Genomic DNA, 26,193 nt, shown 5'->3' on the forward strand with positions numbered 1-26,193 from the left:
GCCATTGTTCAAATTTTTCTTCTTTAGAAGAAAAATCTTCCAATTAGCGTTTCAACGAGCTGGGAGATATGCTCGCCAGCTGTTGTAGTTTGTTTTCCCCCACCTAAAGAGGAAGGGGACATCTTAAAGCTCGTTATAAGTAACAGAAAGCCTAAATATTCATTAACCCCGTACATCGAGAAATTGTATCCGCCCGTGGATTTTGACAGGCTCCGAATCAGCAGGAAAAAAAACACAATCCCCCCTGAACACCCTAAGCACCTGACCATCCTCCATAAAGATACTTCCACAGCCGTTGGTACACAGCAACACTCTAAAGGACACCTCATCAGCCCTGTATTCCACCAGCTGCCGGATCCGCTCCGTGTTGACCAGCATACGATAAACCTCAAAATATTTGCAGCGACATAAAAGCTCAGTAGCACATCCTGGCTGGTATTTTATGTACCGTATTGGTTGTTTCGGACAATTGGAGCCGTGGAGATCAGCCACCTCCAATGCCTTATCTATATGAAGCTCCCTTTTATTTCCCTGTTTATCAACACGGTCATAGTCATAAAGCCTGTAGGTGAGATTTGAACTTTCCTGAATCTCAGCTACCAGCACACCGGCACCAATAGCGTGTATCCTGCCGGCCTCCACATAGAAAACATCATCCGGCTGTACCGGTATCCTCTGCAGATATTTTTCCAGAGCCCCTGTAGCTATGCTATGCCTGATAAGCTCTTTACTGGCATCATGCTGCAGACCATATACCAGCTTGGCATCCGGTCTTGCATCCAACACATACCACATCTCTGTTTTTCCCAGCTGCCCATTTTCATATTCCCTGGCATATTCATCATCCGGATGAACCTGCACCGAAAGGTCTTTTTTTGCATCGATAAATTTTATCAGTATAGGTAATTCCCCTTTGCTTTGGGGATGTGTTCCCAAATATTCCGGGTGTCTGCTTAAAATTTCCTTGAGACTGAGTCCAGTGAACTCACCTCCGGCTGCATAGCTGGGCCCGTCAGGATGAGTAGAGCACTCCCAGGTTTCTGCCAGCGGCATCATATCTATATTCTTGGCAAAATCATCATTTAATCTGCTTCCTCCCCAGATATAATCCTTACCGGTGGGGCGCAGCAAAAATGGTCTGTTCTGTTTCAAGTCCTTCACTTCCTTTAGCCCCTGTCATGCCATGAAATACTTCTTCAGCTCTCCGGCAATATCCTTTTCCACCTGTTCAGCCAGCTTCCTGGTCGCTGCAGATACGCTTATGTATGCCTTAAGCTTTGGTTCGGTACCGGAAGGTCGTACTACTACAGAGCAGTTATCCTCAAGCATAAATTTCAGCACATCTGATTTGGGCAGGCCCTCTAATCCTTTAGAATAATCAAGGGTAGTTACGACCCTCTTAGGCCCAATACTTTTTACTCCGCCATGAAATTCTTCCATTATCGACTGCATCCTATTAAATCCTGATGCCCCGTCAAATTCAAAGGAATGTAAGGTATTCAGGCAGTAACCGTATTCGTCATATATTTCATTCAGCTTGTCCAGCAGATTAACTCCCAGACTTTTATAATATGCAAACATCTCACAAATCATATAAGAGGCATTTACCCCATCCTTATCCCGTACATAGGAACCGGTCAAATATCCATAGCTTTCCTCAAACCCGAAAATGTAACTGTCTGCCTTGCCCGCTTTTTCCAGCAGGCCAATCTGTTCACCGATAAATTTAAAACCTGTAAGGACATTCTTTACTTTTACGCCATAATGTTCTGCAATCCGCTCCCCCAGATCCATGGTCACTATGGTTTTTATCATAATCGGCGCTTCAGGCATGGTGCCATTGGCCTGTCTGCGGGAACATATATAATCAAAAAGCAACAGCCCCGTCTCATTGCCGGACAGCAGCACATACTCTCCCTGACGGTTCCTTACTGCAATACCTACACGGTCACAATCAGGGTCAGTGGCCAATAACAGCTCGGCATTACTCTGTCGTGCACATTCAATGCCTATGGCCATCGCTTCTTTTATTTCCGGATTAGGATATGGGCAGGTAGGGAATTGACCATCAGGCTCAGCCTGCTCCTTTACCACCGTTACATTTGTATAGCCACCTTCCCTAAGGGCACGGACCACAGGTTTTAACCCGGTACCATTTAACGGAGTATAGCAAATATCAACATTCTTATCAATTTTACAGTTTCCCAGTACGGATTGTTTTTTTACTTCTTCGATGTAGGCAGTGTACACATCATCATCAATATAAGTGATATTCCCGGAGGTCATGCCACTATCAAAGGATTCATTTTTGACATCGTCAAAAATATCAAGCTTATTTATTTCAGCAAGTATTTTCGTAGCTGCATCAGTGGTAATCTGGCAGCCATCCTCGCCGTATACCTTATATCCATTGTATCGGGCAGGATTATGACTGGCAGTTATCATCACTCCGGCAGAGGTTCCCAGCTTACGCGTTGCAAAGGATACAGTTGGTACCGGCATAAGCTGTTTCCACAGGTATACCCGGACCCCATTGGCAGAAAATACAGTGGCTGCTCTCTGGGCAAACAGCCTTGAATTGATACGACTGTCATAGCCAATAACTACCGCCGGGGATGAAAAATTTTTCTTTAGATAATCTGCAAGGCCCTGGGAAGCTCTGCCTACCGTATATATATTCATACGATTTGTTCCGGCTCCTATAATCCCCCTCAGCCCGCCTGTTCCAAAGGCCAGGTCACGATAAAATGCGTCCTCTATATCCTTTTCCGACATATTATCCAATTCATCCCTCAGGGTTTCGTCAAGCCCTGTCCTGTTGTGCCACATACTGTATCTGTCCATCAAATTATTATCCATACTGCCCTCACAAAAATTAAGCTGCAAATCCCTGATGAAATCTGCAGCTCATGGTTATTCAAAATCTATACTCAGCTCATGCTTCCCATAATCCATGTAGATTGCAATAAGCATAAGTAGCCTTAAGGCTTTCGCCCTCTGAAAGCTTAAACACAGCCTTTGGAGCATCAGCAGGCGTCAACTGTCTCAACTGGCAGCCCTTATCTGTCTCAATGCAGATCCACTCAATATAGTGAGCGTCAGTCATAGGATGCTCTGCACTTCCTACCTTAACAGTCACCACATCGCCTTCCACGCTGGCCACAGGAACATGCTTTTCCTGTGCACCATCAGAAGTGCCGGGGATCAGCTCAGTCATCCCCTGTCCGCAGCAGGACAAAGGTCCGCCACCATCCTTAAGAACCGAAATAATGTTGCCACAAAGATCACACTTAAAAAATCTCATTTCGATACACTCCCATCAATACACACATATCAACAAAATCACTCAAAACGGATATTTTAGAACGCCTCTGTCCTATTCTTCTTCACAGAAGAAAAATCTTCCAATTAGCGTTTCAACGAGCTGAGAGATATGCTCGCCAGCTGTTGTAGTTTGTTTTCCCCCACCTAAAGAGGAAGGGGACATCTTAAAGCTCGTTATAAAGAATTATATAATATACCTGCAAAAAATAAAAGGGGCTATTGGGCTTCTGGCTATATTATCCTTTAATATCAGGAACCAACACCGTTATTTTTATTTTTTCACAAAACTGTCGGCAAAATCTGTAGCCGCACAATCCCCCAGAGGCAGCCTCACAGGCTTCCCCTCTGCAGCTGACTTATAAATAGCCAGCACGACCTCTACTGCTTTCTTCCCGGCCACGGCATCCACATAAGGCTTACGGTCGTTCTGTATGGCATCTATCATATCTGCAAATAATCTTGTGTGGCCATTACCGTATACATTGCTGGCAGGCTCCTGCAAACCATGAATATCTTCATCAGCTTCCCTGACATCGGCAAAATGCCATATATCTATGGTGTTGGCTGATTTGCCACCTAATTTTACAGTCCCCTTTTCACCAAAAATATACAGGCTCTCCTCCAGATTTTCCGGATAAACATTGGTAGTCCCTTCTATAGTACCGATTGCTCCGTTACCAAAGCTTACCACTGCCATGCCCACATCCTCGATTTCCAGATAATCATGAAGCTGCTGGCGTGTCTGTCCATAAACCTCCACAATGTCCTCATCCATCATCCAACACAGAAGGTCTATCCCATGAATGCACTGATTAAGGAGAGCTCCCCCCTCCTGTGCCCAGGTGCCCCGCCATGAAGCCTGATTATAATAATTTTTTCCACGGCTCCAGCGCACATTAACAGAACCATGGGATATTTTCCCAAATCGATGCTCATCCACGGCCTGACGCAGCTTCTGCACTGCAATATTGAATCTGTTCTGATGGCATGCGGCTACCTTTACGCCTCTTTCCTCCGCCAAATCGATTATTTTCTGGGCATCACTGACACTCATGGTCATCGGCTTTTCAATGATTACATTAATTCCCCGATCAATGCAATACAAGGCTATCTCTGCATGACTGCATATTTCTGTTGCTATGGAAACAAGCTCCGGCTTCTCCTTGTCAATCATTTCCTTGTAATCAGTATATTTCTTTACAGTAGTTTCCTCATCAAAGCCCCTTTTTATCATCAGATTGTCCATGGCTTCCGGCACCTTGTCACACATTGCCACAAAATCAAGCCTGTTGTTCCTGGCTGCAATAACATGATTTACAGCAACCCTCCCGCACCCAATTAACGCATACCTCATAATATTACCCTCCTTGCGTATAATACTTAATATGATTATACATTTCACGGTTAATAAACTCAATTGTCACTGCAATATTACAACACCATTATTGAAATCATAACGGAAACAAAAAGCTGTGAATATCATAGGGACTTCCCATACTCAATTCACAGCTTTCGTTATCCTATATCGTTAAATCAGAACTTGAACTTTTTCAATACGGACTGAACATCCTGAGCCAGTTTAGCCAAAGCATCAGATGCTGATGCAATTTCTTCGGCAGAAGCAGACTGCTCCTCTGTTGCTGCAGATACAGACTGCATCTCATCCGCAACCTTCTGGGCTCCATGATCGATTTCTTCCATATCCTTGGAAACGCCTTCTGCCTGACCGGCAACCTCCTTAACGGACTTGCTCATATGGTTGACATTATCTGACACCTGATTGACCAATGCGGCAATTTCCTCAAATACCTTGCTGAGACCTTCAACTGACTTGGCGCCTTCCATAACCGCATCATTTCCTTTGGCCATGGCCTCTACAGCCCTGCCGGTATCATTCTGAATACCACTGATAAGCTGGGCAATCTGCTGGGCTGCAGCCCCTGACTGCTCAGCCAGCTTCCTTACCTCTTCGGCTACCACTGCAAAGCCACGCCCCTGTTCACCGGCTCTGGCAGCCTCAATAGCGGCATTAAGGGCCAGCAGATTAGTCTGCCCTGCCAAATCCGAAATGGTATCAACAATTGCACCAATTTCCTGGGAACGAGCCCCCAGCTTGTCCACCAGCTCTGATGTATACTGAGAACTTTCCCGCAGAGTATGAATCTGCTGAACAGAAAGATTCACCTCATCAGTTCCGGCTGTAGCCCTGGTGGCAGCCTGACGGGAATTATCTGCAACTTCTGCAGCTTCACGACTAATATCACTTACGGATTCACGAATCCTCCCTACTTCTTCATTACCCTTATCAACAGCATGCTGCTGTCCGGCAACTATATCAGCTGCCCCGGTAACGGACTGAGCTACTGAAACAGATGCATCTGCAGACTGCATGGAGCTTGCTGTCAACTCTTCAGATGCAGCAGCAATCTGCTCGGCACTGTTGGAGACTTCCTTCAGGAATCCGTTCACTGACTTGGACATGTCTGCCAAGGCTCTTTGAACATCACCAAACTCATCACCACGCTGGGATATATACTTGGATAAAACAAAATCACCGCTTTTCAGCTTGTAGCATGTAGCTATCATGTCTGACAAAGGCTCCTTGATAGCTTTGACAATAACATAGCTTACTACCAGTAACAATATCAGACAGGCCAGGCTGCTTATCAGCATAACCCGGATAGCCGAACTGCTGGCTTCCTTATTGGCCTCATTAACAGCTGCCGCTTCCTCTATGGCATCATTACAAAGAGCCTTCAGCTGATCGCGAAGCACAACAGTATCATGCTTACCTGCCCTGTTGTACTCATCAGTACCGGCCTGAGAGCCACCTGCCTTTACGGCCTTTATTACAGCCGGGAGGGAAACCTTGAACTTGCCCCAGCTCTTTTTTACTTCTTCTAATTTTGCTACGCTTTCAGGCTTATCCTTGATTTTTTCCGAATAGGCTGTCAATGCCTCATCAAAATTCTGGATGTCCTTAGCCTGGGTGCTCAGTACCTCATCCGCCCTGCTTGGATCTGCAATAGCCTGCATTGAACGCACCTGAATGGTCCTCATGGTCTCCGTGGCCTCACCCAGCAGGTTTACACACTGGAGCTCCCTTTCATACAGAAAATTCAGCTCCTGCGCTGCATTGTCTATGGAATAATATCCCCTATAGCCTACAAACAGCATACCAATTGCACTGATTACCACCAAAATCAAAATCTTAAAGGTCACTTTCAAATTGCTCACACACACTGCCCCCCACTTAAAATAATCATCCCCATTATAACGCTACTGTTATATTTTTGCCTTAGGCAATAAATCCCAAATATGAACCACTCGAGACGCAGCCTATGATCAATATGACACATAACCTTATCTGTGAGCACGGCAAGAATACATATTTGCATTCCAGCCGGACCTCATTCCAAAGGTCTCCAATCCCTTCTCCCACAACCATCACTGCTGAAAAATGCTTATTTCTCACCCATAGAGTAAAAAATAAGCATTTTATTTCTGTCAGAATTTTTTTCTGGGACTCAAATGAAAACTGTAGCATCCACGAAAAACGACCTGATTGATTTCCATCTAAGCCAATACCTTGGAAAGTCTGATAAACTCAGTATCCAAAGTTTTCCTGTTGTTGGTAGCCTCATTAATAGGAATTTCAACAACCACACCTGTATCAAAGCCCACAACAATATCACGCTTGCCCTCCTTCATGGCAAGGACTGCCTTTTCCCCAAGAAGGCTGGCGTTAATACGGTCCTGCACTGTAGGAGAACCACCTCTTTGGATATGGCCCAACACAGATACTCTGGTATCGATTTCAGTTTTTTCCTGAACCATCTTCCCAAGCTCGGTAGCCGATGCAGCTCCATCAGATACGACCAAAAGGCTGTACCGCTTGCCGGCAGCATAATCCTCCCTGATTTCGTCACAAATCTGTTCAATATTGAATTTGGTCTCAGGTACAAGTACATATTCGGCACCACCGGCTATACCCGCAGTCATTGCCAGCCAGCCTGAGGTTTTACCCATAACCTCAATGAGGATAATGCGCCTATGGGCACTGGCTGTATCCCTAAGCTTGTTGATGGCATCTACCACCGTATTGGCTGCAGTATCTGACCCAATAGTATAATCTGTCCCCCAAACATCATTTTCAATGGTCCCAGGAATGCCTATAACCGGTAAATCAAATTCCTGGCTTAATGCTGCAGCACCCTTGATGCTTCCGCTGCCACCTATGACAATAAGTCCATCAATACCGCGGTTTTTCAAATTTTCATAGCCCTTTTGACGGCCTTCCTTTTCAAAAAACTCCTCACTTCTGGCAATACCCAGGAAGGTACCACCTCTCTGGATCATATCACCTACACTGCGGGTATTAAGCTCTTCCATCTCATCAGCCAAAAGACCTTTATAACCGTTATGAATACCCCAGATGCGAAGCCCATTATGTACCGCTGTACGAACTACTGCCCTCAGGCAGGCATTCATTCCCGGGCAATCATTACCACTTGTTAATACTGCTATGTTCTTTACCATCGAGACGCCTCCCCTTATACTACTGCCGGCGATCCCGCAGAGCACGCTCTACATCACGCCTTACAGCTTTTTCCTTTAGATCCTGACGCTTATCATAATTATGTTTACCACTGGCCAGGGCAATTTCTATTTTAGCTTTACCACTAACAAAGTATATTTTCAACGGAACTATGGTAAAACCCTTTTCTTTGGTCTTACTAAATAATTTAATTATTTCCGCCTTATGCATAAGAAGCTTACGGGGCCTGCGTTCATCGTGGTTAAAGATGTTACCATGGTCATAGGGGCTGATGTGCATATTCACAATGAATATCTCACCATTTTTTATCTCACCATAGCTATCCTTCAAGTTAGCCTTGCCTTCTCGCAGGGATTTGACCTCTGTTCCCTGAAGTACCAGCCCGGCTTCAAAGGTGTCATGAATAAAATAATCATGTCGCGCCTTGCGATTTTCACAAACCACCTTTTTCCCTTCATTTTTTCTTCCCATTTAGCCAATCTAACCTTTCTGTGAAAAATCAGTCAACTGCCTGTTTATAACGCCATTGTTCAAATTTTTCTTTTAAAAAGAAAAATCTCCCAATTAGCGTTTCCCCTAAAGGGACTAACTTCGTGTCGCAACGAGGTGGGATATATGCTCACCACCTGTTAAGGATCGTCCCCCCCACCTGTAGAGGAAGGGGACATCTTACACCGAGTTATATCTCGGCAATTATTGACTGCTTACCCTTACCTTTTTTTCCTTTGGCAGACTTATGGTCATGCTTGTTCTTTTTATTGGATTTTGTTTTTTTTGCAGGAGCTTTACCGTTTTTGTTTTTTTTGGCATCGCTGCTATTTTTGGCAACAGATGCCTTCCCTGTAACAGATTTCTTCCTGCCCGGCTTCTTTCCGGCCTGACCATGTACTTTAACAGCTTTTGCAGATTTTTTTCCTTTTTTATCACCGTTCTCAGTAGACAGCTGCATATTTAACGCCCTTGGATCGCAATTATCCTTGACTACAAAATCCAATGCCTTTTCCTGAACACTGGCACGAACGAGAATAACCTCAACATCATCCCCCAGCTGATACCGGCGATGATGATGAGTCCCAACCAGGGCAAATTGTGATTCCACATAATCGTAATAATCGTCCCTCAGGGTGGTCATATGAACCAGCCCTTCCACACAGTTATCCAACTCCACAAAGAAACCAAATCCGGTTACACTGCTGATTACTCCATTAAAGGACTCCCCAACAAACTGTGCCATATACTCCACCTTTTTCAAATCGGTGGTATCCCGTTCGGCAGCAACAGCAACCCGTTCCCTTTGTGAAGCATGCTCTGCCATTTCAGGCAGCTTTATCAGCAGTTCTTCCCTGCGGTCACGGGGTATGGACCTGGTAGCAAAGCTCTCCCTAAGCAGCCTGTGAACAATGAGATCCGGATATCTCCTTATAGGTGAAGTAAAATGTGTATAATACTCCGCTGCCAGGCCAAAATGACCCATATTGGCAGCTTCATACCTGGCCTGCTGCATGGAACGCAGCGCTACGGTACTTATTATCCGTTCCTCCGGCCGGCCTGATACCTTTTCCAGCGCGATCTGTATATCCTTCGGCTTTACATTACCTTCAGCTGAAGTACGCACATGAAGCCCAAAGGTATTCATCAGTGCATTTAATGATTCAATCTTTGCAGGAGTTGGTTGTTCATGGATACGGTACATAAATGGCTGCTTACGACGACACATATGCTCTGCGACTGTTTCATTGGCAGCCAGCATGCACTGCTCCACAATGGATTCACCCAGATTGCTTACCCTTTTTTTCAGGCCCACCGCTTTGCCATTTTCATCAAGCTTGACCTTGATCTCAGGAATCTCAAAATTGATTGCTCCCCGACTATGACGATACCGATACATGGCATTTCTTACTTCTTCCAAATTGTACAACAACGGCAGGATATCCTCATTGTCACGACAAAAATCCTTATCCCTTTCCACCAGTATTTTGTTCACCAGGGTGTAAGTAAGTCTCCGATATACATGAATAACCACCGGAAGAATTTTATAGGCAGAGACCTTACCACCCGGGCTTATTTCCATTTCACAGGCCATTGCCAAACGGTCAACTCCCGCATTTAGACTGCATATGCCATTTGATAATTCCCTTGGCAGCATAGGTATAACCCTGTCTACCAAATAGACGCTGGTCCCCCTGGCTCTTGCCTCAATATCCAGAGGTTCATTTTCACGCACATACCAGCTGACATCAGCTATATAAACTCCCAGGAAGAATCCGCCATCAGGACGCTTTTCAACATATACACCATCATCCAGGTCCTTGGCGTCCTCACCGTCTATGGTGACGATTTTCAAGTCTCTCCTGTCTGCACGCCCATTTATGCCTATATGCTCATCAGCATTTATCGATTGCTCAACGCTGTTGGCTGCCTGTTGAACACCCTCGGGGAATTCTTCCTGCAGGTCATACTGCCGCATAATGGACAAAATATCCACTCCCGGAGCACCTGCCCGGCCCAGGACTTCAATGACCTGTCCCTCAGCCTTCAAGGCTTTTTCAGGCCATTGGGTAATTTCCACAACCACCTTATCACCTGTCCTGGCTCCCATAAACCGGTCGGAAGGGATATACACATCCTCCTTGATTCTGCTGTCATCCGGCGTCACAAAACCGAAGCTGCGACTGGCAGAAAATATACCTACAATTTTGCTGTTTGCCCGCTCCAAAATGCTGCAGACTTCCCCTTCCCTGGCTCTGCCCCCGGAAACTGCCTGACGGGAAAACAGCCGTACCTGTACTTTATCACCATGCATTGCCGTATTTAGGTTGTTTTTCAGAACAAATATATCCTCTTCATTTTTCTGTGCCCCTTCAGGTGTTACGAACCCAAAGCCACGGCTGGATACAGAAATAACACCTGTAACCGGTTCTTGTTGGTCAACTTTTTCAGCTTTAATTGCCGGCTTTGTATCTTTTATTTTTTTTATAATTTTCTTTTTTTGTATTTTTCGTGTTCTCATAAATCATTATCTTTCTCCGGGTGTCCGGAACTTCCTATCTGAATCTGGCCGGAGCTTTCCCGGCAGTTTTTTGCTCCCTATGCCATCAACTATGTTTCTTAATGAATTCTGCCACAGTATCAAAAACCTTGTCCCGATCACAGCCAATTGAAACAAGATGCCCTGATTCCTCCAGCCAAACCAGTTCCTTATCATAGCTTCCGGACCGTTCATATATATATTGGGCACTTCTGTCGCGAACGGTATGATCATTATGGCTCTGGACCACCAGCAAAGGACACTTGATGCGGGGCAATTCACTTTTCCCCAATTCAATCAGCTTGAGCAGCTCATGAATTGACATCATTGGATATTCACCATAAGATGCATTGCATGCCTCCGGCACATCTTGATGAATTCTCTTTTTTTTAGGCCAGAACTTATCCTGACACAGTTCCTTTGCCGGTAAGCGATAAAGCTGCTTATCTTCATGAATATATATTGGTGCTGCCAGTGAACAGCAGCATGCCACCTGCTCGTTTGCAGACAAAATAAGACCCAGCAATCCTCCCATGGACTGCCCCACCACTGATATCTTGCTGCAGCATCCTGAAAGCAGCGCATATCCATCACAAACTGATGAATACCAGTCATCACTTGTCATATGTGACATATCCATAGGCGTAGTTCCATGTCCGGCCAACCTGACACAAAGTACTGTATATCCACAAGAATTGAGATATTTACCCAACAACAGCATCTCCGCCGGTACCCCTGTAAAACCATGTATCAAAAGTATCCCATGGTCTCCTCCCTTCATAAAAAAAGGTTCCCCTCCACGGATTATCATTCACAAATTCCTCCTGCTAATAAAAAAAGGCGCTCACTACCTTAAACTGATCAGAGGATAGAGAACGCCTTAATTTTAAAATTACATAGTCATTTTTGCAATAACCAGGGTAACGATTGCAAAAAGTATTGCAAATACCACGGTAACGCGTGCCAACAATGCATCCATACCACGAGCACTGCTGCTGAATACGGTATCACTGCCGCCGCCCAAGCCCATACCGGCAGACTTTGGTGACTGCGCCAATACTGAACCAATCAGCACAATAGCAACCAACGCGTCTATAACCATTAAAACCGTAAGCACTTTACGGACCTCCTATCACATTTCAAAGTAGATAATATCATATCATAAAATCCAATAAAATACAAGGAATTTGACATACACCCCATGGCTAAAGCCTGGGTATTGGGGGATACCAGCGAACCGTACCTACTGAAATATCAGGTCTTACGGTTTCTTTCCACAATGAACAATTCCCTGCCCATCATTATGTAATCAATCAATGGTTCTTATCTGGATCTTATTGGTATTATTCCCCTTGCTCATGTTAATTCCGGAGGTGACCACTGCAATATCGCCCTGCTCAACATAACCGGCACGCAGTGCTGCTGCAATTGATGCTCCGGCTCTGTCAGGCTCATCATCCCAGATTCGTCCGCTTACAAGCTGAACACCCCACAGGAGATTTAACTGTCTGGCCACCTTGGAGGTGGAGGCATAGGCTATTATTGTAGCCTGTGGACGATATTTGGAAACCATTTTTGTGGTAAAGCCGGTTTCAGTAGGAGTGATGATGGCCGTGGCATCCAACTCATAGGCCAGCTGTACAGTGGAATGAGCCACTGCATCTGTGATGCTCTTTTTATGCTCTACGCCCTTATTGGCAAAACGATTTTTATAATCTATGGATTCTTCTATACGGCAGGCAATCTTATTCATGGTTTTTACAGCTTCCACCGGATAGGCACCGTTGGCGGTTTCACCACTGAGCATAATTGCATCGGTTCCATCATATACCGCGTTACCTACATCAGAAACCTCGGCCCTGGTAGGACGCGGATTGCTGGTCATCGACTCCAGCATCTGGGTGGCAACAATAACCAGCTTGCCGGCACGATTACATTTTTTGATAATCTCCTTCTGTATCACCGGCACATCCTCGGCAGGAATTTCCACACCCAGGTCACCGCGGGCTACCATCACCCCATCAGCCGCTTCAATTATAGAATCAATGTTTTTTACACCTTCGAGATTTTCAATCTTGGCAATGATATCCATGTGCCCCTTGCGGCTTTTGATCAGCTTGCGGATAGCCTTGATATCACTGGCGCGCTGAATGAAGGATGCTGCCACAAAATCCATATCGTGCTCTATTCCAAAAATAATATCCTTTTCATCCTGCTCAGAAATAGGAGGGAGTCCCACAGCCACGCCCGGTACAGCCACCCGCTTGCGGGTACTCATCGGTCCGCTGTTCAAAATGGTAGTGACGATATCCTTACCTTTGATTTTCTTGACCTCAAGGCCAACAAGTCCATCGGATAACAGGATGGTATCTCCAGGCTTAACCTCTTCATATAACTTCTTGTAGCTTATTGGAGCACCGTGCTCATCTCCCGGAGTGTCCGAATTGGTAAGCACAAATTCATTGCCCTTCTCCAGTTGCACCTTACCGTCCTTGAACTCACCGAGACGCATTTCAGGGCCTTTGGTATCCAACAGAAGCGGGATAATCATATCTGTATGCAGGGCTGCCTCCCGCACCCTCTCGATACGCCCCTGCTGCTCTGCATGGTCACCGTGGGAAAAATTAAATCTGGCACAGTTCATGCCATTCTTCATCAGCTCTTCTATTACTCCTGGCTTGTCAGTAGTCGGTCCCATGGTACATACAATCTTAGTCTTTTTAAACATTGCTCAATCACTCTCCCATAAATTCCATTTATAATTAACATTTGCGAAACAGCATAATATTTATAATCAAATTATTTTACTCCATTCTACATCTATTGTCTACCATAAAGATGAGAAAAAATCAAGAATTGTTATGTTAGATAAAATGATGTATTCTAATAAGGTAATTATTTTTATGGCTTTTTCAAAAAAAGTCATAATTTGTAATCAACTTGGACTTATCCGTTGGGATACATATTGTTCCACCGGATACCGGTCGTATATATAGCACTGATAAGGAGATGTTAGAAAGCAATGAAGCTCAAGCATGTAATCAAGCGCTCCGGTGTCGTTGTGGATTACGATTCTGAGAAAATCTATAACGCTATTGCCGGTGCCAGCAAGGCTGTAAACGATTCCATGACCCAAAGGGAAATCCGCAATGTTACCGATCAGGTAGAAGAAGCAATTGCCAATTGGGAAAACATTAATGTGGAGGATATTCAGGATATTGTAGAAAAGACTCTGATGGAGCAGAATTTCTACGAGGTAGCAAAGCGCTATATAATGTATCGCCAAAAACACACCACCCGTCGTGAAGCGCAAAAGCACCTTATGAACAGCTATAGGGATATTTTCTTCGCCGATGCTGTTGATTCTGACATGAAACGCGATAATGCAAACATCAACACCGATGCATCCATGGGCATTATGCTTAAGCTGGGTGCTGAAGGCGCCAAGCATTTCGTGGATAACTATATGCTGCCGGAGGAATTCGCCAAGGCAGACAGGGAAAACTACATTCATATTCACGACAAGGATTTTTCGCTGATTACCCTTAACTGTTGTCAGATTGATCTGCTGAAGCTTTTCCATGGAGGTTTTTCCACCGGGCATGGGTTCCTCAGGGAACCTAATTCTATAAGGGCTTATGCCTCACTGGCCTGCATAGCCATACAATCCAACCAGAATGACATGTTCGGTGGCCAATCCATCAATGCATTTGATTATGCCATGGCAGAGGGCGTCACCAAAACATTTAGGAAAGCTCTTGCTGATGAAGCCTATAAAGCCTGCATTTATCGTTTTGGCTCTGATGACTTTCTTTCGGCAAAGGCCTTCCGTCAATTATTCACTGAGGCCATGGATTTTGCTAAATGCCGATTTACTGACCAGGAACCAATTGCCCATGATGCAGATGTAAGGGCCATTTCTGAGGCCCTGAATAAAATTTTGCCTCCGTCTATATTGGAAAAAACTCCTGATCTGACAGTTGATGCCCGGAATATATACAAACTGGCCTGCGATGATACCACCGAGGAAACCCATCAGGCCATGGAAGCATTGATTCATAATTTCAACACCCTCCATAGCCGGGCAGGAGCTCAGGTACCATTCAGCTCGATCAATTACGGAATGGATACATCTCCTGAAGGGCGTCTGGCAATGCGGGAAGTAATGAATGCCATCTGGAGCGGTCTGGGAAATGGTGAGACAGCCATATTCCCAATCTCTGTTTTCCAGCTGAAAGCAGGCGTAAATTACAATCCGGGAGATCCGAACTACGATCTTTTCCAACAGGCCTGCAAGGTGAGTGCCAAGCGCCTGTTCCCAAATTTTGTAAATGTTGACGCTCCATACAATCTTCAATACTACAAACCTGGCAATTACAACAGTGTAATCGCCACCATGGGATGCCGTACCCGAACCATAAGCAATGTCAATGGACCAAGCGAGGTAGGAAGCCGCGGCAATTTCTCCTTCACCACCATCAATCTGCCAAAGCTGGCGCTTGAGGCCAACGGCAACATGGACAAATTTTGGTGTCTCCTGGATAAATATATTCAGGTAAGCCATGATTATCTTCTTTTCCGTTTGCAGACCATTAAGCATAAGCATGTATATAATTACCCATTCCTTATGGGACAGGGCATATGGATGGATAGTGATAAGCTCCGTCCATCTGATTCCATTGCAGATGTACTGAAACACGCTTCTTACTCCATTGGTTTCTGTGGTCTGGCTGAATGCCTGGTAGCATTGATAGGTGAGCATCATGGGGAAAGTGAAGAGGCCCAGAAACTTGGTCTGGAGATTGTCGGACATATCCGCAAACAGACAGACAAGTACTCTAAGGAAGAAAGCATGAACTGGACTACCTTCGGTACTCCTGCTGAATCTACAGCGGGACAGTTCCAGCGGGCCAACCGTGAAAAATTTGGTATAATCCCTGGTGTTACCGACCGTGATTATATGACCAACAGCTCCCATGTGCCGGTATATTATGACATTATGGCTCTTGATAAAATACGCATTGAGGCACCATATCACGAGCTGTGCAATGCCGGGCACATTGCCTATGTGGAAATGAACGGTGACCCATCGAAAAATGTAAAGGCCTTTGAAACACTGGTTAGGGCCATGCACGACGCCAATATGGGTTATTTTTCCATCAATCATCCGGTGGACCGGGATCCTGTCTGTGGCTATACCGGCATTATTGAAAATGAATGCCCTCACTGCAAGCGCAAGGAAATAATCACCGGACGAAAAGTAGTGAAAAGAATACGCTCCTAAACTGACATAAGCTGTCAAAAAAAATTACCGTCATGAAACATCTGTTATCAATGTATCATGACGGTAGTTTTTTACTTTGTACCTTCCATTGCTCATCCAAATCCACAGCTGAAAACAGGTAAAAAATCATAATTACAAATATTACCAACAACAAAACCTTTAATCTATTTATTTACTTCCTCCATAAATTACCAGAATCGCATATTACAATAAGGAATCCAACGAATCCGGTAAAAAGAAACAATTACTGTACTTTTGATGTAAATTGTCCAATAGCTTTTCCATTTGCGGTGAAATTTTCATATCGAGACATTTGCGTATCAAAACACATTTATTACCATCGCCAATAGTCAGTGGTGACAGGCATACTGAGCTGGACGCAATGGAAATAAACACACAGTCTTCAATATCATTATTACAGGCATACAACTCCCAGGGAATTTTTCTGGGCTCAATAGACTGAAAAACGGACTCATCATACTCCTTCAGCATGCTGTCAGGCGTGCGGGGGTGATATTTTATAAATACCTTTTCTGTGCCGGCAATTTTTTTAAATGCGGCTATCTGACTCATGTATATATTATGATCTTCCATATGCTTTTTTATGGAATTAGCCAGTATCATTCTTTTCAGGCCTTTTGCATTTTGCATATATGATGGCATCAGCTCACCACCAATATCGAAAAACACCTTTTTGCCCTTTATAACCTGATGCTGTGGGTCAAAATCAAAAATCCTGTTGGCAATACTGAGGAATTCTTCACCTGCAGATGATAATCGCGGTATTTTAACAAAATCAATCCCGTCCTTGTCATAGACAACAACCTCAGGATCATATAAATATGCCTCATTCGCCTTGGTATCACCATGGCATATGGTATTATCATAATATGAGCCTACACCTTCATCAAGGATTGCCATCTTTGCCACTCCATGTAGAGACTCATAAAAATTACTTACAATAGCATTCCCGCTTTGCATCAGCACCTTATCATAATGCACTCCACGAATTTTTTCATAATCATGCAGCAGCTTACCCAGTCTATACTCCGGGCCACGCAGTTTGCCCATAAGGTCCCTGTATAGCACAAAAAAAGTATTGCCTATGGCCTGTAAAAAACTGGTTTTGGTATGTCCACCGGCGCGTACAATGCGGATATATTCATGAACATCCACTACCCAATCCTTGGCCACACAAATATTCTCAAACATACCAATTTTTTTTAGTCTATTGGCCAAGGCCTGAAAGCCTGACCTTTGCAATACAATATCCGCCTTATCCTGAGGCAATAAATGCATTTTTATGTTTAAGGCATTCAATATCTGAAACTCTGTTGAACAAACAAACAATATTCGCATTAGCCAACTCCTAACATTATCCTGTCATCTGTTGCGAAAATCAGCAAAGACATCCTTTATCGCATTATCAATCTCATCCAATAACGCAAATCGCCTTCTGTACACTGCCCGTTTTCTGGTGGGAACCTCTTCCATGGATTTTCTTTTCTCCACCAGTGGAAGCACATCAAATCTCTTATCATCTGTGGAAGCCCCACCCGCTTCGGTCCAAAAATCACTGAAGGATGTCTTCAGCTTTCTGTCCACACGCACATGATTATTGGCGTAATAGCCATAATTAGTCACGGCATATATGCGCTTTAGCCCCAATTCCCTGGCTACTGCCTGGGCAATATAAAGTATGAGGTTTTTAGTGCGATAGCTGTGACAGCTTTTGGTAATTTTCTTGATAACTTCCTTGGCATCATCCATATTAGGACCTTGCATGGCTCCAATCCACATCGACCAGTCCCCAGCCTTATCCGGAGCGATCCAAAAAATAATCTGATAAAGCGGTTCCTCATCCAATCGCAGCATCACAGATAAAATTCCTTCCTTGCGCTGTCCCGGTTCATAATAGATACATGCCCAAAATCTTTTTCCATCTATATCCATACCTTCCCACAAAGGTATATTCTTTTCCCGATAAATATCCAAAACCACTTCAGGCTTTAATACCTTGACCATGTAATTCATATGCTGTTTGACTATTTCAGCCCGCTCATCAAAAGTGGATTTATTATAAAAAAAAGCCCTGGTAGGCTGCTCGTAAACAAAAGGATACAGTTTCTGTATCTCTGTGAGCAACGGCGTACTGGTAAAATGCCTTTGCAGGCTGTTCAGCCGCCCCCTGTTGAAAATTGAACGCAATAAAAATACATAGTATCTGCGTGCTTCTCTGGTTTTTCTGATATCATAAATCTGCTGTCCCAAAGACCGGTAGCTCTGCAATTTAACCTCACCCATCACTCAATCAACTCTTTTCCTCTGCCTTCCTGTCATCCTCCGGCAATCCTATCCCCTTGCCAAGATAATACAGCTTGGAATACTTCATAAAAACATTAACACCGTGGGCTATGGTCAAAAAAAAGCCTGTTAGTCCATCCAAAAAAGCCCGTTGAATAAAAAATATCTTAAACATGCCAAAAATTGGATGAAAAATTATATCCAAAATTCCCGCCCTTTTACCGGCATCATATTTTTTCCTGGCCCCCAGGGTGGTATAGGTGTTCAGCTTGCGCAGATACTGTTCCCATGACACATAGGTATAATGCAGCAAATATGCCTGACGGGGAAATCTTTTAACAGGATATTTATAATGAATCTCCTCATGTACATAGCCTGTGACATAGGTACCTTCCTTTGGCACAAGATGAATGCCATAATCCGGAAACCATCCGCTGTGCCTAACCACACTGCCGCAGAAATGATTCAGTCTTGAATTATAATAGACTATTTTTTCATCCTTTTCCACGGCCTTCAGGATTTCATCCCTTAATGGCTCTGTCACCCTCTCATCAGCATCCAAAAGGTATATCCAGGGATTATTTGCCTCTTGGATGCCAAAGGTCTTTTGCTGTCCCCAATTGCCATCCATAGCATGCTGAACAACCCTTGCGCCCAGATTCTCAGCAATTTTTACAGTAGCATCTGTGCTGAAATCATCTATCACCAGGATTTCATCAGCAAATAACACACTTTTAATGCAATCACCAATATTTTTTTCCTCATTTTTCGCTAAAATCAATGCCGTCAGCTTGGCCATTTACAGAATCCACATCCTTATCTGCTTAAAAAGACTTTTTTAGTTCAATAATTTCAGCTATATCCCGTTTAAACTGCTCCATAATACAGTTGTAGGAAAGTTCCCGAAGCCGCTGAGTACGTCCCTTTGCCAGGCCGGCAAGCCGAGCTTCATCATGTAATACGCCGTATATGGTCTTGGCAATATTTTCAGGAGATTTATCCTCCAAAAGGATTCCGGCTTTTCCCAAGGTTTCAGGCACTGCTGAACAGGCATAAGCAAACACCGGCTTATCAAAAATCATGCCTTCCACCAGTGGTACACAAAAGCCTTCATGCTCACTGAGAGACAGTACAGCATCAGTTATTCTGAACCAGGTACATAGCTCCTCATTGGATATCTGTCCCGTAAAAATAACATTGTCAGCCAACCGGAATTTCTTCACCAGCTTTTTCAGCTTGGCGCCATAGCTTGGCTTGATATTTCCCGCCAGCACCAGCCGTACATTTACAGAAATATTGGTCTTGTACCAGTTAATGGCTGCTATGGCTTCATCCAGTTTTTTGTGTGGCACTCCCCGGCCAACCATCAGTATGGTAGTGGTATCATCCTTGTATTTCTCAATCATTTCCTTGACTGGTTGATACTGAGTGTATTTGTCCGGCTCCACTATAATGGACATTTCACTGGTATGTTCCAGCCCCAGGGCAGACAGCTCCTGTCTTGAATACTCCGAGGCCCCCCAGGCAAAAAAACAGTTGTCAGCAATTTTTTTCAGCTGCCGACGCCCCTTAATGCACTTCCACCAAGATCCCCAGGCATTGCCAAAAAAGAATTTGGCAGGCGTTATATTATGATAAAACAGGACTATTTTGTGAGGATATGCGGATACCCAATCATTGAATGAAGTCCCCGTAGTCATGTGATATATTACTATATCATCCTTTGTGGCTTCAAAATCATCCATATGCTTTACCTGCCCCGCCAGGCGCTCATCCACCTTATGGGCATACATGGCTGTCTCGTGCCCCATCTCACGGAGCATGGTATCCATATTGATCAGCTGCCGGCTTGCGGCATCATCCTTGGTAATTGCATGTGCTATCTGAACAAACTTCATCATCTGGCCCCGTTTCTTTGATTCTGCATTATTCCGGCAATAAGAGACTCATACAGATTGCCCCCGGTATATCTTATTCCATAAACTCCTGCAGCTTTGGCACATTCCACATCCCTGGCTCCATCACCAATAAGATAAGATGCCGCCAGGTCAATATTCTGCTCCCTGGCAGCCTGTATAAGCATACCTGGCTTTGGTTTACGGCAATCGCACTCCACTGCATATTTAGGAATAATCCCCTGAGGATAATGTGGGCAATAATATATGCCATCCAAATGGGCACCTGCCTCCGCCAATTGGCTATTCATCCAGGAATAGAGCTCCATAATGGCTGACTCTGGATAATAACCCCTGGCCACACCACTTTGATTGGTGACAACAATTGCCAGGTAGCCATTATCGTTACAATATTTTATAGCTTCTACAGCTCCATCAGTCCAAATAAATTCCTCTTTTTTGTGAAGATAATTAACCTCCACATTCAATGTCCCATCCCTGTCAAAAAAAATGGCTTTGTTCATATTATTTACCGTATTTAAAATATCCGCCTTCATCAAGGAAATCACAGTATTCCTTTACGGCATCATACATATCATAGAAGCCTTCATCATAGCCTGCTTCCAACAGCTTTGAGGTATCAGCCTGGGTGTAATTCTGATATTTCCCCTTAAGCACCTCCGGGAAATCACGGTATTCAATTCGGCCCTTGCCCAAAGCTTTGATAACAGAATCAGCGACCTCATTGTAGGTATGAGCTGTACCTGTTCCACAGTTATATATCCCACTTGGCCCATGGTTCTTCCAGAACCAGAGATTAACCTTGACAACATCCTTTACATAAACAAAATCTCTCTTTTGCCCACCATCAGGCACCGGAGAACCATCACTGAAGCTGCCATATCCTTCGAATAAGCGGCATACACCGGTATCCTTTATCTGATGGTATAGCTGATAGAAAATAGAGGCCATATTCCCCTTATGATGCTCCTGAGGACCATATACATTAAAATATTTGAGGCCAACAATCTGGCTCTGGGTATCTGACATTACCTGCCGTACATACCGGTCAAACAAAAGCTTTGAATAGGCATAAGGGTTCAGGGCATCCTCACAGGCGTCTCCCTCACGAAAGCCATTTTCACCGGCACCATAGGTCGAAGCAGAGGATGCATAAAGGAAAGGAATTCTGTGTTCCATGCAGAAATGAAGTACAGCCTTTGAATACTCGTAATTGGCCTTCATCATGTAATTAACATCATATTCCATGGTGTCTGAGCATGCGCCCTCATGGAAGACCACATCCACATCTGTTCCATCAAATTCATTGGTCTGTATTGCCGAAAGAAAATCGTCCTTATACATGTAGTCAATGAACTGAAGGCCACGGAGATTTCTGTACGCCTGATTTTCTTCCTTGCGGTTGTTAAGGTCATCAACTATCAATATATCACTACGGCCCTGACGGTTTAATTCCTTTACAATGTTACTGCCAATAAAACCGGCACCTCCGGTCACAATAATCATTCCTTGTTGCCACCTTTCATCTGTTCCAATAATACGCCTTCCAATTCTTCACGGCTCACTGCATATGTCCCCAATTTGGCTACAACAACACTGGCAGCCAGATTGGAAAGATAAGCTGCTTCTCTTGGGGTAAGGCCACCGGCAATCCCCAGGGCAAACACAGCAATGACTGTATCTCCGGCACCGGATACATCAAAGACCTCCTGGGATTTGGTCGGTATATGTATAACCTCAGAAGGTGTAACCATTGACATACCACATTCCGAACGGGTTGCCAGAACATTTTTGATCTTGAATTTGCTCATAATGTAATTGGCAGCCTGATGAATAGCTTCATCCCGATTCTTGATTGGTTTCTCAAGAATCATATTTATTTCCTTTACATTAGGGGTAATATAATCAGCGTTCATGTATTTATTCCAATCCCACCCCTTAGGATCAACAAATACCGGCACCTCAGAATCATTGCACATTTCAATTATGCTGCTGCATACATCCTCTGTACATGCTCCCTTGCCATAATCAGATAAAACCACTGCATCAATGCCACTTTCCAGCGTTTGCTCAACATAATTCACCAAGCGGTTGGCATACAGTGCCTTAACAGGCTCCACATCCTCGAAATCCAGCCTGAGCATCTGCTGATGCCCGCCAATTACCCTCAATTTTGTGGTAGTAGGCTCCTCACGATAAATTATTCCCTTATAATCAATACCACGGGATATAAACTTGTCAATAAGTGTCTGACAGTGATAATCGTTACCCACAAAACCGGCAATAGATGTTTTGCAGCCCAACAAGGCCAAATTATGTGCTACATTGGCTGCACCACCCATTGTATCCTTGGTATCGACAACCCTGGTAATCGGAACCGGTGCTTCCGGTGATATTCTGGTAACCTCTCCATAATAATACTTATCCAGCATCACATCACCTACCACAAGAACATGCACCTTTGACATGCCAGTAGTAACAAATTCTTTTAGCCTATCCTTTTTTGCGGTCATGATATCCTCCTTACTCTCTTGCCGTCAAATCAATAACCCGACATTTATATTTACCATATTCACGGGGTACATTACCTGCCAGATTGCCATATTTATCCAGCAGTTCCCATACATATTGCATTACGGCTTCCACCGTTATATTCTTCATACATGCCAGATTCCGTTCACCTTTCCATGGGCACTTATGTATCCCACAGGGATGGCATGGCTCAGGACTCTTGAGCAGAACAGCTTTGGCATCATAGGGATAAAACCCTGGTATAGGCGATGCCCCGAACATAGTGACCACAGGTACCCCCTGGGATACTCCTACATGCATCGGGCCAGAATCAGTCGTCAAAAACAAAGCACATTTTTTCAGCATGGCCCCCAGCTCTCCCAGGGATAGCTTTCCTGTAAAAATCCTGATCAACGGACTGTCCTTATGCTTCATCTGACTTATACATTTTTCCACCAGCTCCTGGTCCATCGGCCCACCAAAAAAAGCTATTCCGTAATCCTTTTCCAGCAGCTCATCTGCGCATTGGGCAAAATAGCTGTCCAGCCACCTCTTTGTTTGCCAGCTGGCCCCAATATTAAAGGCAACAACCTTTATGTCTTTCGGAAAACTGTCCTGCCAGAGTTTATCAGCCTTGGCGGTGATTTCCTCCGGAATCCACATTTCCAGGCCACCATCATCTATTTTTTCAATCCCCAGGCACTCTTTTAACACCTCAAGATGGGCATGGACCTGATGCTTCCACCCCGGTACATATTTGCGGGGGGGGAATAAGTTAAAGGGACCATGTCCAATATGATGGGCCACAGATGGATTTTGCATTACCTTTGAAAAAAACAGGGAAAATCCGGGCTTGCTGTAGCCTACAATTCGCTTGGCTCCGCTAAAGGCCGCAATTGCCGAAGCCCGTTCATTTCTATGCAGGTTAATCACAAGATCATATCTTTTGCGTCGTATATTTCCAATAAACCTAGCCAGGGCCAACAGAGTATTGTCTGCCCCTTTTTTATCCAGTAACAGGCACTCATCCAACCACTTGTTGTGCATCACCAGGTCAGACAGCTTCTTATCGGCCAAAAGAGTAAGCCGTGCCTTTGGGTAATTGGCCCGCAGGGTACGCAATACGGGTGTCACCAGCATCAGGTCACCAATATGCATTAAATTTATAACCAAAATATTATTGTAATCGCTCATAAAGGTCCTTCGCTTTTATTTTTTTCATACATATATTATCCTGGCATTCTCCCTTGCCCCAGCAAGGAGAGCATGGTTCCCCGGTATAGAGATAACAGCTGTTGTTATTCTGTGGCCCCCATACCTTGGGATCTGTTGGCCCAAACATGGCTACAGTAGGGCAGTTTACTGCCTGGGCCATGTGCATCGGACCAGTATCTACAGAAACCATGCCCGCCGCTTCGCTCAAAAATACTGCCAACTCCTGTAAATTCAAGGTTCCGGCAAATACATGCCCCTCATCTATTTTCCCAGCCTTGGCATAGCCCAACAGGCCCGTTTTCTCCCCCTGACCACCTATCAGGTAGACAGGCAGTTGGCTGTTTAATTCCCGAATCAATTGCGCTGCAGTGGAAAGAGGCATGTTCTTTCGCTCATAGCTGCCAAAGGGACACACTACATAATATTTCCCCGGGACTATTCCCATCTGGCGCATCCTGCTATGCATCATATTTACTGCCTCCATTGGAGGCTCCAGCTCCAGGGATGTATCCTCTGCAGAAAGCCCAATGGGCTCCAACACCTCCAGGTGATTCAAGGTTTCATGTTTTATCCCATGACGGATATGACTCATCGCCCATGTTAAAAACAACCCACCATGCTGGGCATCATATCCCAAACGATATGGAATTCCTGCCAGTCTGGCAACTACGGCACCCCTAACGGCAAAATTCATACATATCGCCAAATCGTAATTATGCTTTCGCAGTTCACCTGCCATCTGCCACATGCCCCAAAGCCCCTTATGCCTACCTCGCTTGTCATAAACAATGGTTTTATCAACATACGGATTCATCTGGGCAACCTGTGCGGTAAGTGGTACAGTCAGCATTGTGATTGCTGCATCAGGCCATTTGGCATGTACGGCTCTGGTAACAGGAGTGGCCAAAATCACATCACCTATAAAGGCCAGATCTATAATAATTATTTTCTTTGGCTTAAAATCTTTTAAATTCATATAGACTTTCCTTCACACAGGCATAAATCCGGCTATTACTTCAAATGCTTCCTTAATATAATATCCAGCTTTTTTTCCACATCCTCAGGATGAATTACCGAAAGGCAATCCAACCCCTTTGGACATGCACGCTTCCAACAATATCGGCAAGGACGGTTGCATTCAATGGCATTATCCAGCTGTCCATAGGGACCATTCCTGTTAGCATCAGTCGGGCCCATAACCATGATGGTATCTACTCCCAACCCTGCAGACAGATGCACAGGTCCGGTATCTCCACCAACTACGGCACAGGCATTTTTAATCACATAAGCCAATTGCTTTAAAGTAGTTTTTCCAACCATATTGATTGGTGGTATTTCTACAGCACCTTCTATATCAGCAGCCAGCTGTGCATCCAAGGCACCACCGCCAATGATTACAGGAATGATTTTCTGTCCATAGAGCCAATCACTCAGCTGTGCATAATATCTTGTAGGCCATCGTTTATTGGGCCAGTTGGCGCCAACTGCGAGTACCACATATGGATTATCCATGTGGGCGCCGGCATGATTCATGGCATTAATGGCAGTGTTACAATCTGAATCAGAAATTTCCATAGGAAAAACGACATCCTGAACCTTGCAGCCCATTTCCCGGACTACATCAAGATATCGTTCTACTATATGCCCCTGGGCATACCTTCCCACCACTGGCCGACTTATTTTATGACTCATTTCACGCATGTTGCAGGTACCCAGGCGCAAAGGTGCTTTGGCTGCCCAGGCAATGGCAGCAGATTTAAATAATCCTTGGAGATCAAGGGAAACATCATATTTATCGGCATTGAGAATCTTGGTAAAAGGCCCATAATTCTTGATGAAACCCTTTAAAGACTTAAATTTCTTCTTCTCAAAAACAATTATGCGGTCTATATATGGATTATCCTTTAGAATATCATAGGCAGGCGGTTCCACCACCCAGGTGACCCTGGCGTCAGGATAGGTTTCCTTTATGGCGTAGGACACCGGCAACGCATGAATAACATCTCCGATAGCACTCAACTTAACAACAAGTACACTTTGTATATCCCTCATC

General features: G+C 44.5%; 22 protein-coding genes. 1 reads left to right on the forward strand and 21 read right to left on the reverse strand.

Translation table 11 applies throughout. From position 1 onward, the window contains the following. Positions 1-162: 162 nt before the first annotated feature. The 11 genes from K6C05_RS06570 to pyk form a co-directional block, all read right to left on the reverse strand. Entirely contained in the window at positions 163-1,152 is a 990-nt protein-coding gene (locus K6C05_RS06570; RefSeq protein ID WP_296732750.1) for a type I phosphomannose isomerase catalytic subunit, read from the reverse strand. Between the two features lie 24 nt (positions 1,153-1,176). Next, on the reverse strand, positions 1,177-2,859 hold the full coding sequence (locus tag K6C05_RS06575; protein WP_296732752.1) for a phospho-sugar mutase: 1,683 nt from the start codon (positions 2,857-2,859) through the stop codon (positions 1,177-1,179). Positions 2,860-2,935: 76 nt separating this feature from the next. After that, the gene (locus K6C05_RS06580; RefSeq protein ID WP_296732887.1) at positions 2,936-3,310 is read right to left on the reverse strand and encodes a desulfoferrodoxin family protein; all 375 of its coding nucleotides are present in this window, start codon (positions 3,308-3,310) and stop codon (positions 2,936-2,938) included. 285 nt (positions 3,311-3,595) lie between these two features. Further along, the gene (locus K6C05_RS06585) at positions 3,596-4,678 is read right to left on the reverse strand and encodes a Gfo/Idh/MocA family oxidoreductase (RefSeq protein ID WP_296732754.1); all 1,083 of its coding nucleotides are present in this window, start codon (positions 4,676-4,678) and stop codon (positions 3,596-3,598) included. A 179-nt stretch (positions 4,679-4,857) separates the two neighbouring features. Then, positions 4,858-6,561 carry a methyl-accepting chemotaxis protein gene (locus K6C05_RS06590; RefSeq protein ID WP_296732756.1) on the reverse strand — a complete coding sequence of 568 codons (1,704 nt, stop codon included), beginning with the start codon at positions 6,559-6,561 and terminating at the stop codon, positions 4,858-4,860. A gap of 339 nt (positions 6,562-6,900) precedes the next feature. Further along, positions 6,901-7,863 carry a 6-phosphofructokinase gene (gene pfkA / locus K6C05_RS06595; RefSeq protein ID WP_296732759.1) on the reverse strand — a complete coding sequence of 321 codons (963 nt, stop codon included), beginning with the start codon at positions 7,861-7,863 and terminating at the stop codon, positions 6,901-6,903. A 19-nt stretch (positions 7,864-7,882) separates the two neighbouring features. Then, positions 7,883-8,353: an SsrA-binding protein SmpB gene (gene smpB / locus K6C05_RS06600; RefSeq protein ID WP_296732761.1), complete on the reverse strand. Its 471-nt coding sequence runs from the start codon at positions 8,351-8,353 to the stop codon at positions 7,883-7,885. Positions 8,354-8,561: 208 nt separating this feature from the next. After that, positions 8,562-10,892 carry a ribonuclease R gene (gene rnr, locus K6C05_RS06605; RefSeq protein ID WP_296732764.1) on the reverse strand — a complete coding sequence of 777 codons (2,331 nt, stop codon included), beginning with the start codon at positions 10,890-10,892 and terminating at the stop codon, positions 8,562-8,564. An 85-nt stretch (positions 10,893-10,977) separates the two neighbouring features. After that, the gene (locus K6C05_RS06610) at positions 10,978-11,721 is read right to left on the reverse strand and encodes an alpha/beta fold hydrolase (protein ID WP_296732767.1); all 744 of its coding nucleotides are present in this window, start codon (positions 11,719-11,721) and stop codon (positions 10,978-10,980) included. Between the two features lie 81 nt (positions 11,722-11,802). Beyond that, the gene (secG, locus tag K6C05_RS06615) at positions 11,803-12,012 is read right to left on the reverse strand and encodes a preprotein translocase subunit SecG (protein WP_296732890.1); all 210 of its coding nucleotides are present in this window, start codon (positions 12,010-12,012) and stop codon (positions 11,803-11,805) included. Between the two features lie 207 nt (positions 12,013-12,219). Next, positions 12,220-13,638, reverse strand: coding sequence for a pyruvate kinase (pyk, locus tag K6C05_RS06620; RefSeq protein ID WP_296732769.1), 1,419 nt, complete (start codon positions 13,636-13,638; stop codon positions 12,220-12,222). 294 nt (positions 13,639-13,932) lie between these two features. Here pyk and K6C05_RS06625 point away from each other — a divergent pair, with 294 nt between their 5' ends. Next, entirely contained in the window at positions 13,933-16,194 is a 2,262-nt protein-coding gene (locus K6C05_RS06625) for an anaerobic ribonucleoside triphosphate reductase (RefSeq protein ID WP_296732772.1), read from the forward strand. A gap of 204 nt (positions 16,195-16,398) precedes the next feature. Here K6C05_RS06625 and K6C05_RS06630 read toward each other — a convergent pair whose 3' ends face one another. The 10 genes from K6C05_RS06630 to K6C05_RS06675 are packed head-to-tail and all read right to left on the reverse strand — an operon-like array spanning position 16,399 to position 26,192. Further along, complete coding sequence (locus K6C05_RS06630; RefSeq protein ID WP_296732774.1) at positions 16,399-17,553, reverse strand: hypothetical protein; 1,155 nt, start codon at positions 17,551-17,553, stop codon at positions 16,399-16,401. A 24-nt stretch (positions 17,554-17,577) separates the two neighbouring features. Next, entirely contained in the window at positions 17,578-18,498 is a 921-nt protein-coding gene (locus tag K6C05_RS06635) for a VirK/YbjX family protein (protein WP_296732776.1), read from the reverse strand. A 7-nt stretch (positions 18,499-18,505) separates the two neighbouring features. Next, positions 18,506-19,297 carry a glycosyltransferase family 2 protein gene (locus tag K6C05_RS06640; protein ID WP_296732779.1) on the reverse strand — a complete coding sequence of 264 codons (792 nt, stop codon included), beginning with the start codon at positions 19,295-19,297 and terminating at the stop codon, positions 18,506-18,508. 25 nt (positions 19,298-19,322) lie between these two features. Then, complete coding sequence (locus K6C05_RS06645; protein ID WP_296732781.1) at positions 19,323-20,399, reverse strand: glycosyltransferase family 4 protein; 1,077 nt, start codon at positions 20,397-20,399, stop codon at positions 19,323-19,325. Continuing rightward, positions 20,396-20,917: an HAD family hydrolase gene (locus tag K6C05_RS06650; protein WP_296732784.1), complete on the reverse strand. Its 522-nt coding sequence runs from the start codon at positions 20,915-20,917 to the stop codon at positions 20,396-20,398. Before K6C05_RS06650 ends, K6C05_RS06645 begins: the two co-directional genes overlap by 4 nt. Position 20,918: 1 nt before the next feature. Next, complete coding sequence (gene rfaD / locus K6C05_RS06655; protein ID WP_296732787.1) at positions 20,919-21,920, reverse strand: ADP-glyceromanno-heptose 6-epimerase; 1,002 nt, start codon at positions 21,918-21,920, stop codon at positions 20,919-20,921. After that, the gene (gene rfaE1 / locus K6C05_RS06660; RefSeq protein WP_296732790.1) at positions 21,917-22,927 is read right to left on the reverse strand and encodes a D-glycero-beta-D-manno-heptose-7-phosphate kinase; all 1,011 of its coding nucleotides are present in this window, start codon (positions 22,925-22,927) and stop codon (positions 21,917-21,919) included. The genes rfaD and rfaE1 overlap by 4 nt, the downstream gene beginning before the upstream one ends. 10 nt (positions 22,928-22,937) lie before the next feature. Beyond that, positions 22,938-24,119 (reverse strand): glycosyltransferase family 9 protein, encoded by a 1,182-nt coding sequence (locus K6C05_RS06665; protein WP_296732792.1) that lies wholly within the window; start codon positions 24,117-24,119, stop codon positions 22,938-22,940. Beyond that, positions 24,103-25,116, reverse strand: coding sequence for a glycosyltransferase family 9 protein (locus K6C05_RS06670; protein ID WP_296732795.1), 1,014 nt, complete (start codon positions 25,114-25,116; stop codon positions 24,103-24,105). The genes K6C05_RS06665 and K6C05_RS06670 overlap by 17 nt, the downstream gene beginning before the upstream one ends. A gap of 35 nt (positions 25,117-25,151) precedes the next feature. Further along, a complete protein-coding gene (locus K6C05_RS06675) occupies positions 25,152-26,192 on the reverse strand; it encodes a glycosyltransferase family 9 protein (protein WP_296732892.1) in 1,041 nt (346 codons plus the stop codon). Between the last annotated feature and the right edge of the window lies 1 nt (position 26,193).

The organism is Anaerovibrio sp. (assembly GCF_024697385.1).
Taxonomy (GTDB): Bacteria; Bacillota; Negativicutes; order Selenomonadales; family Selenomonadaceae; genus Anaerovibrio.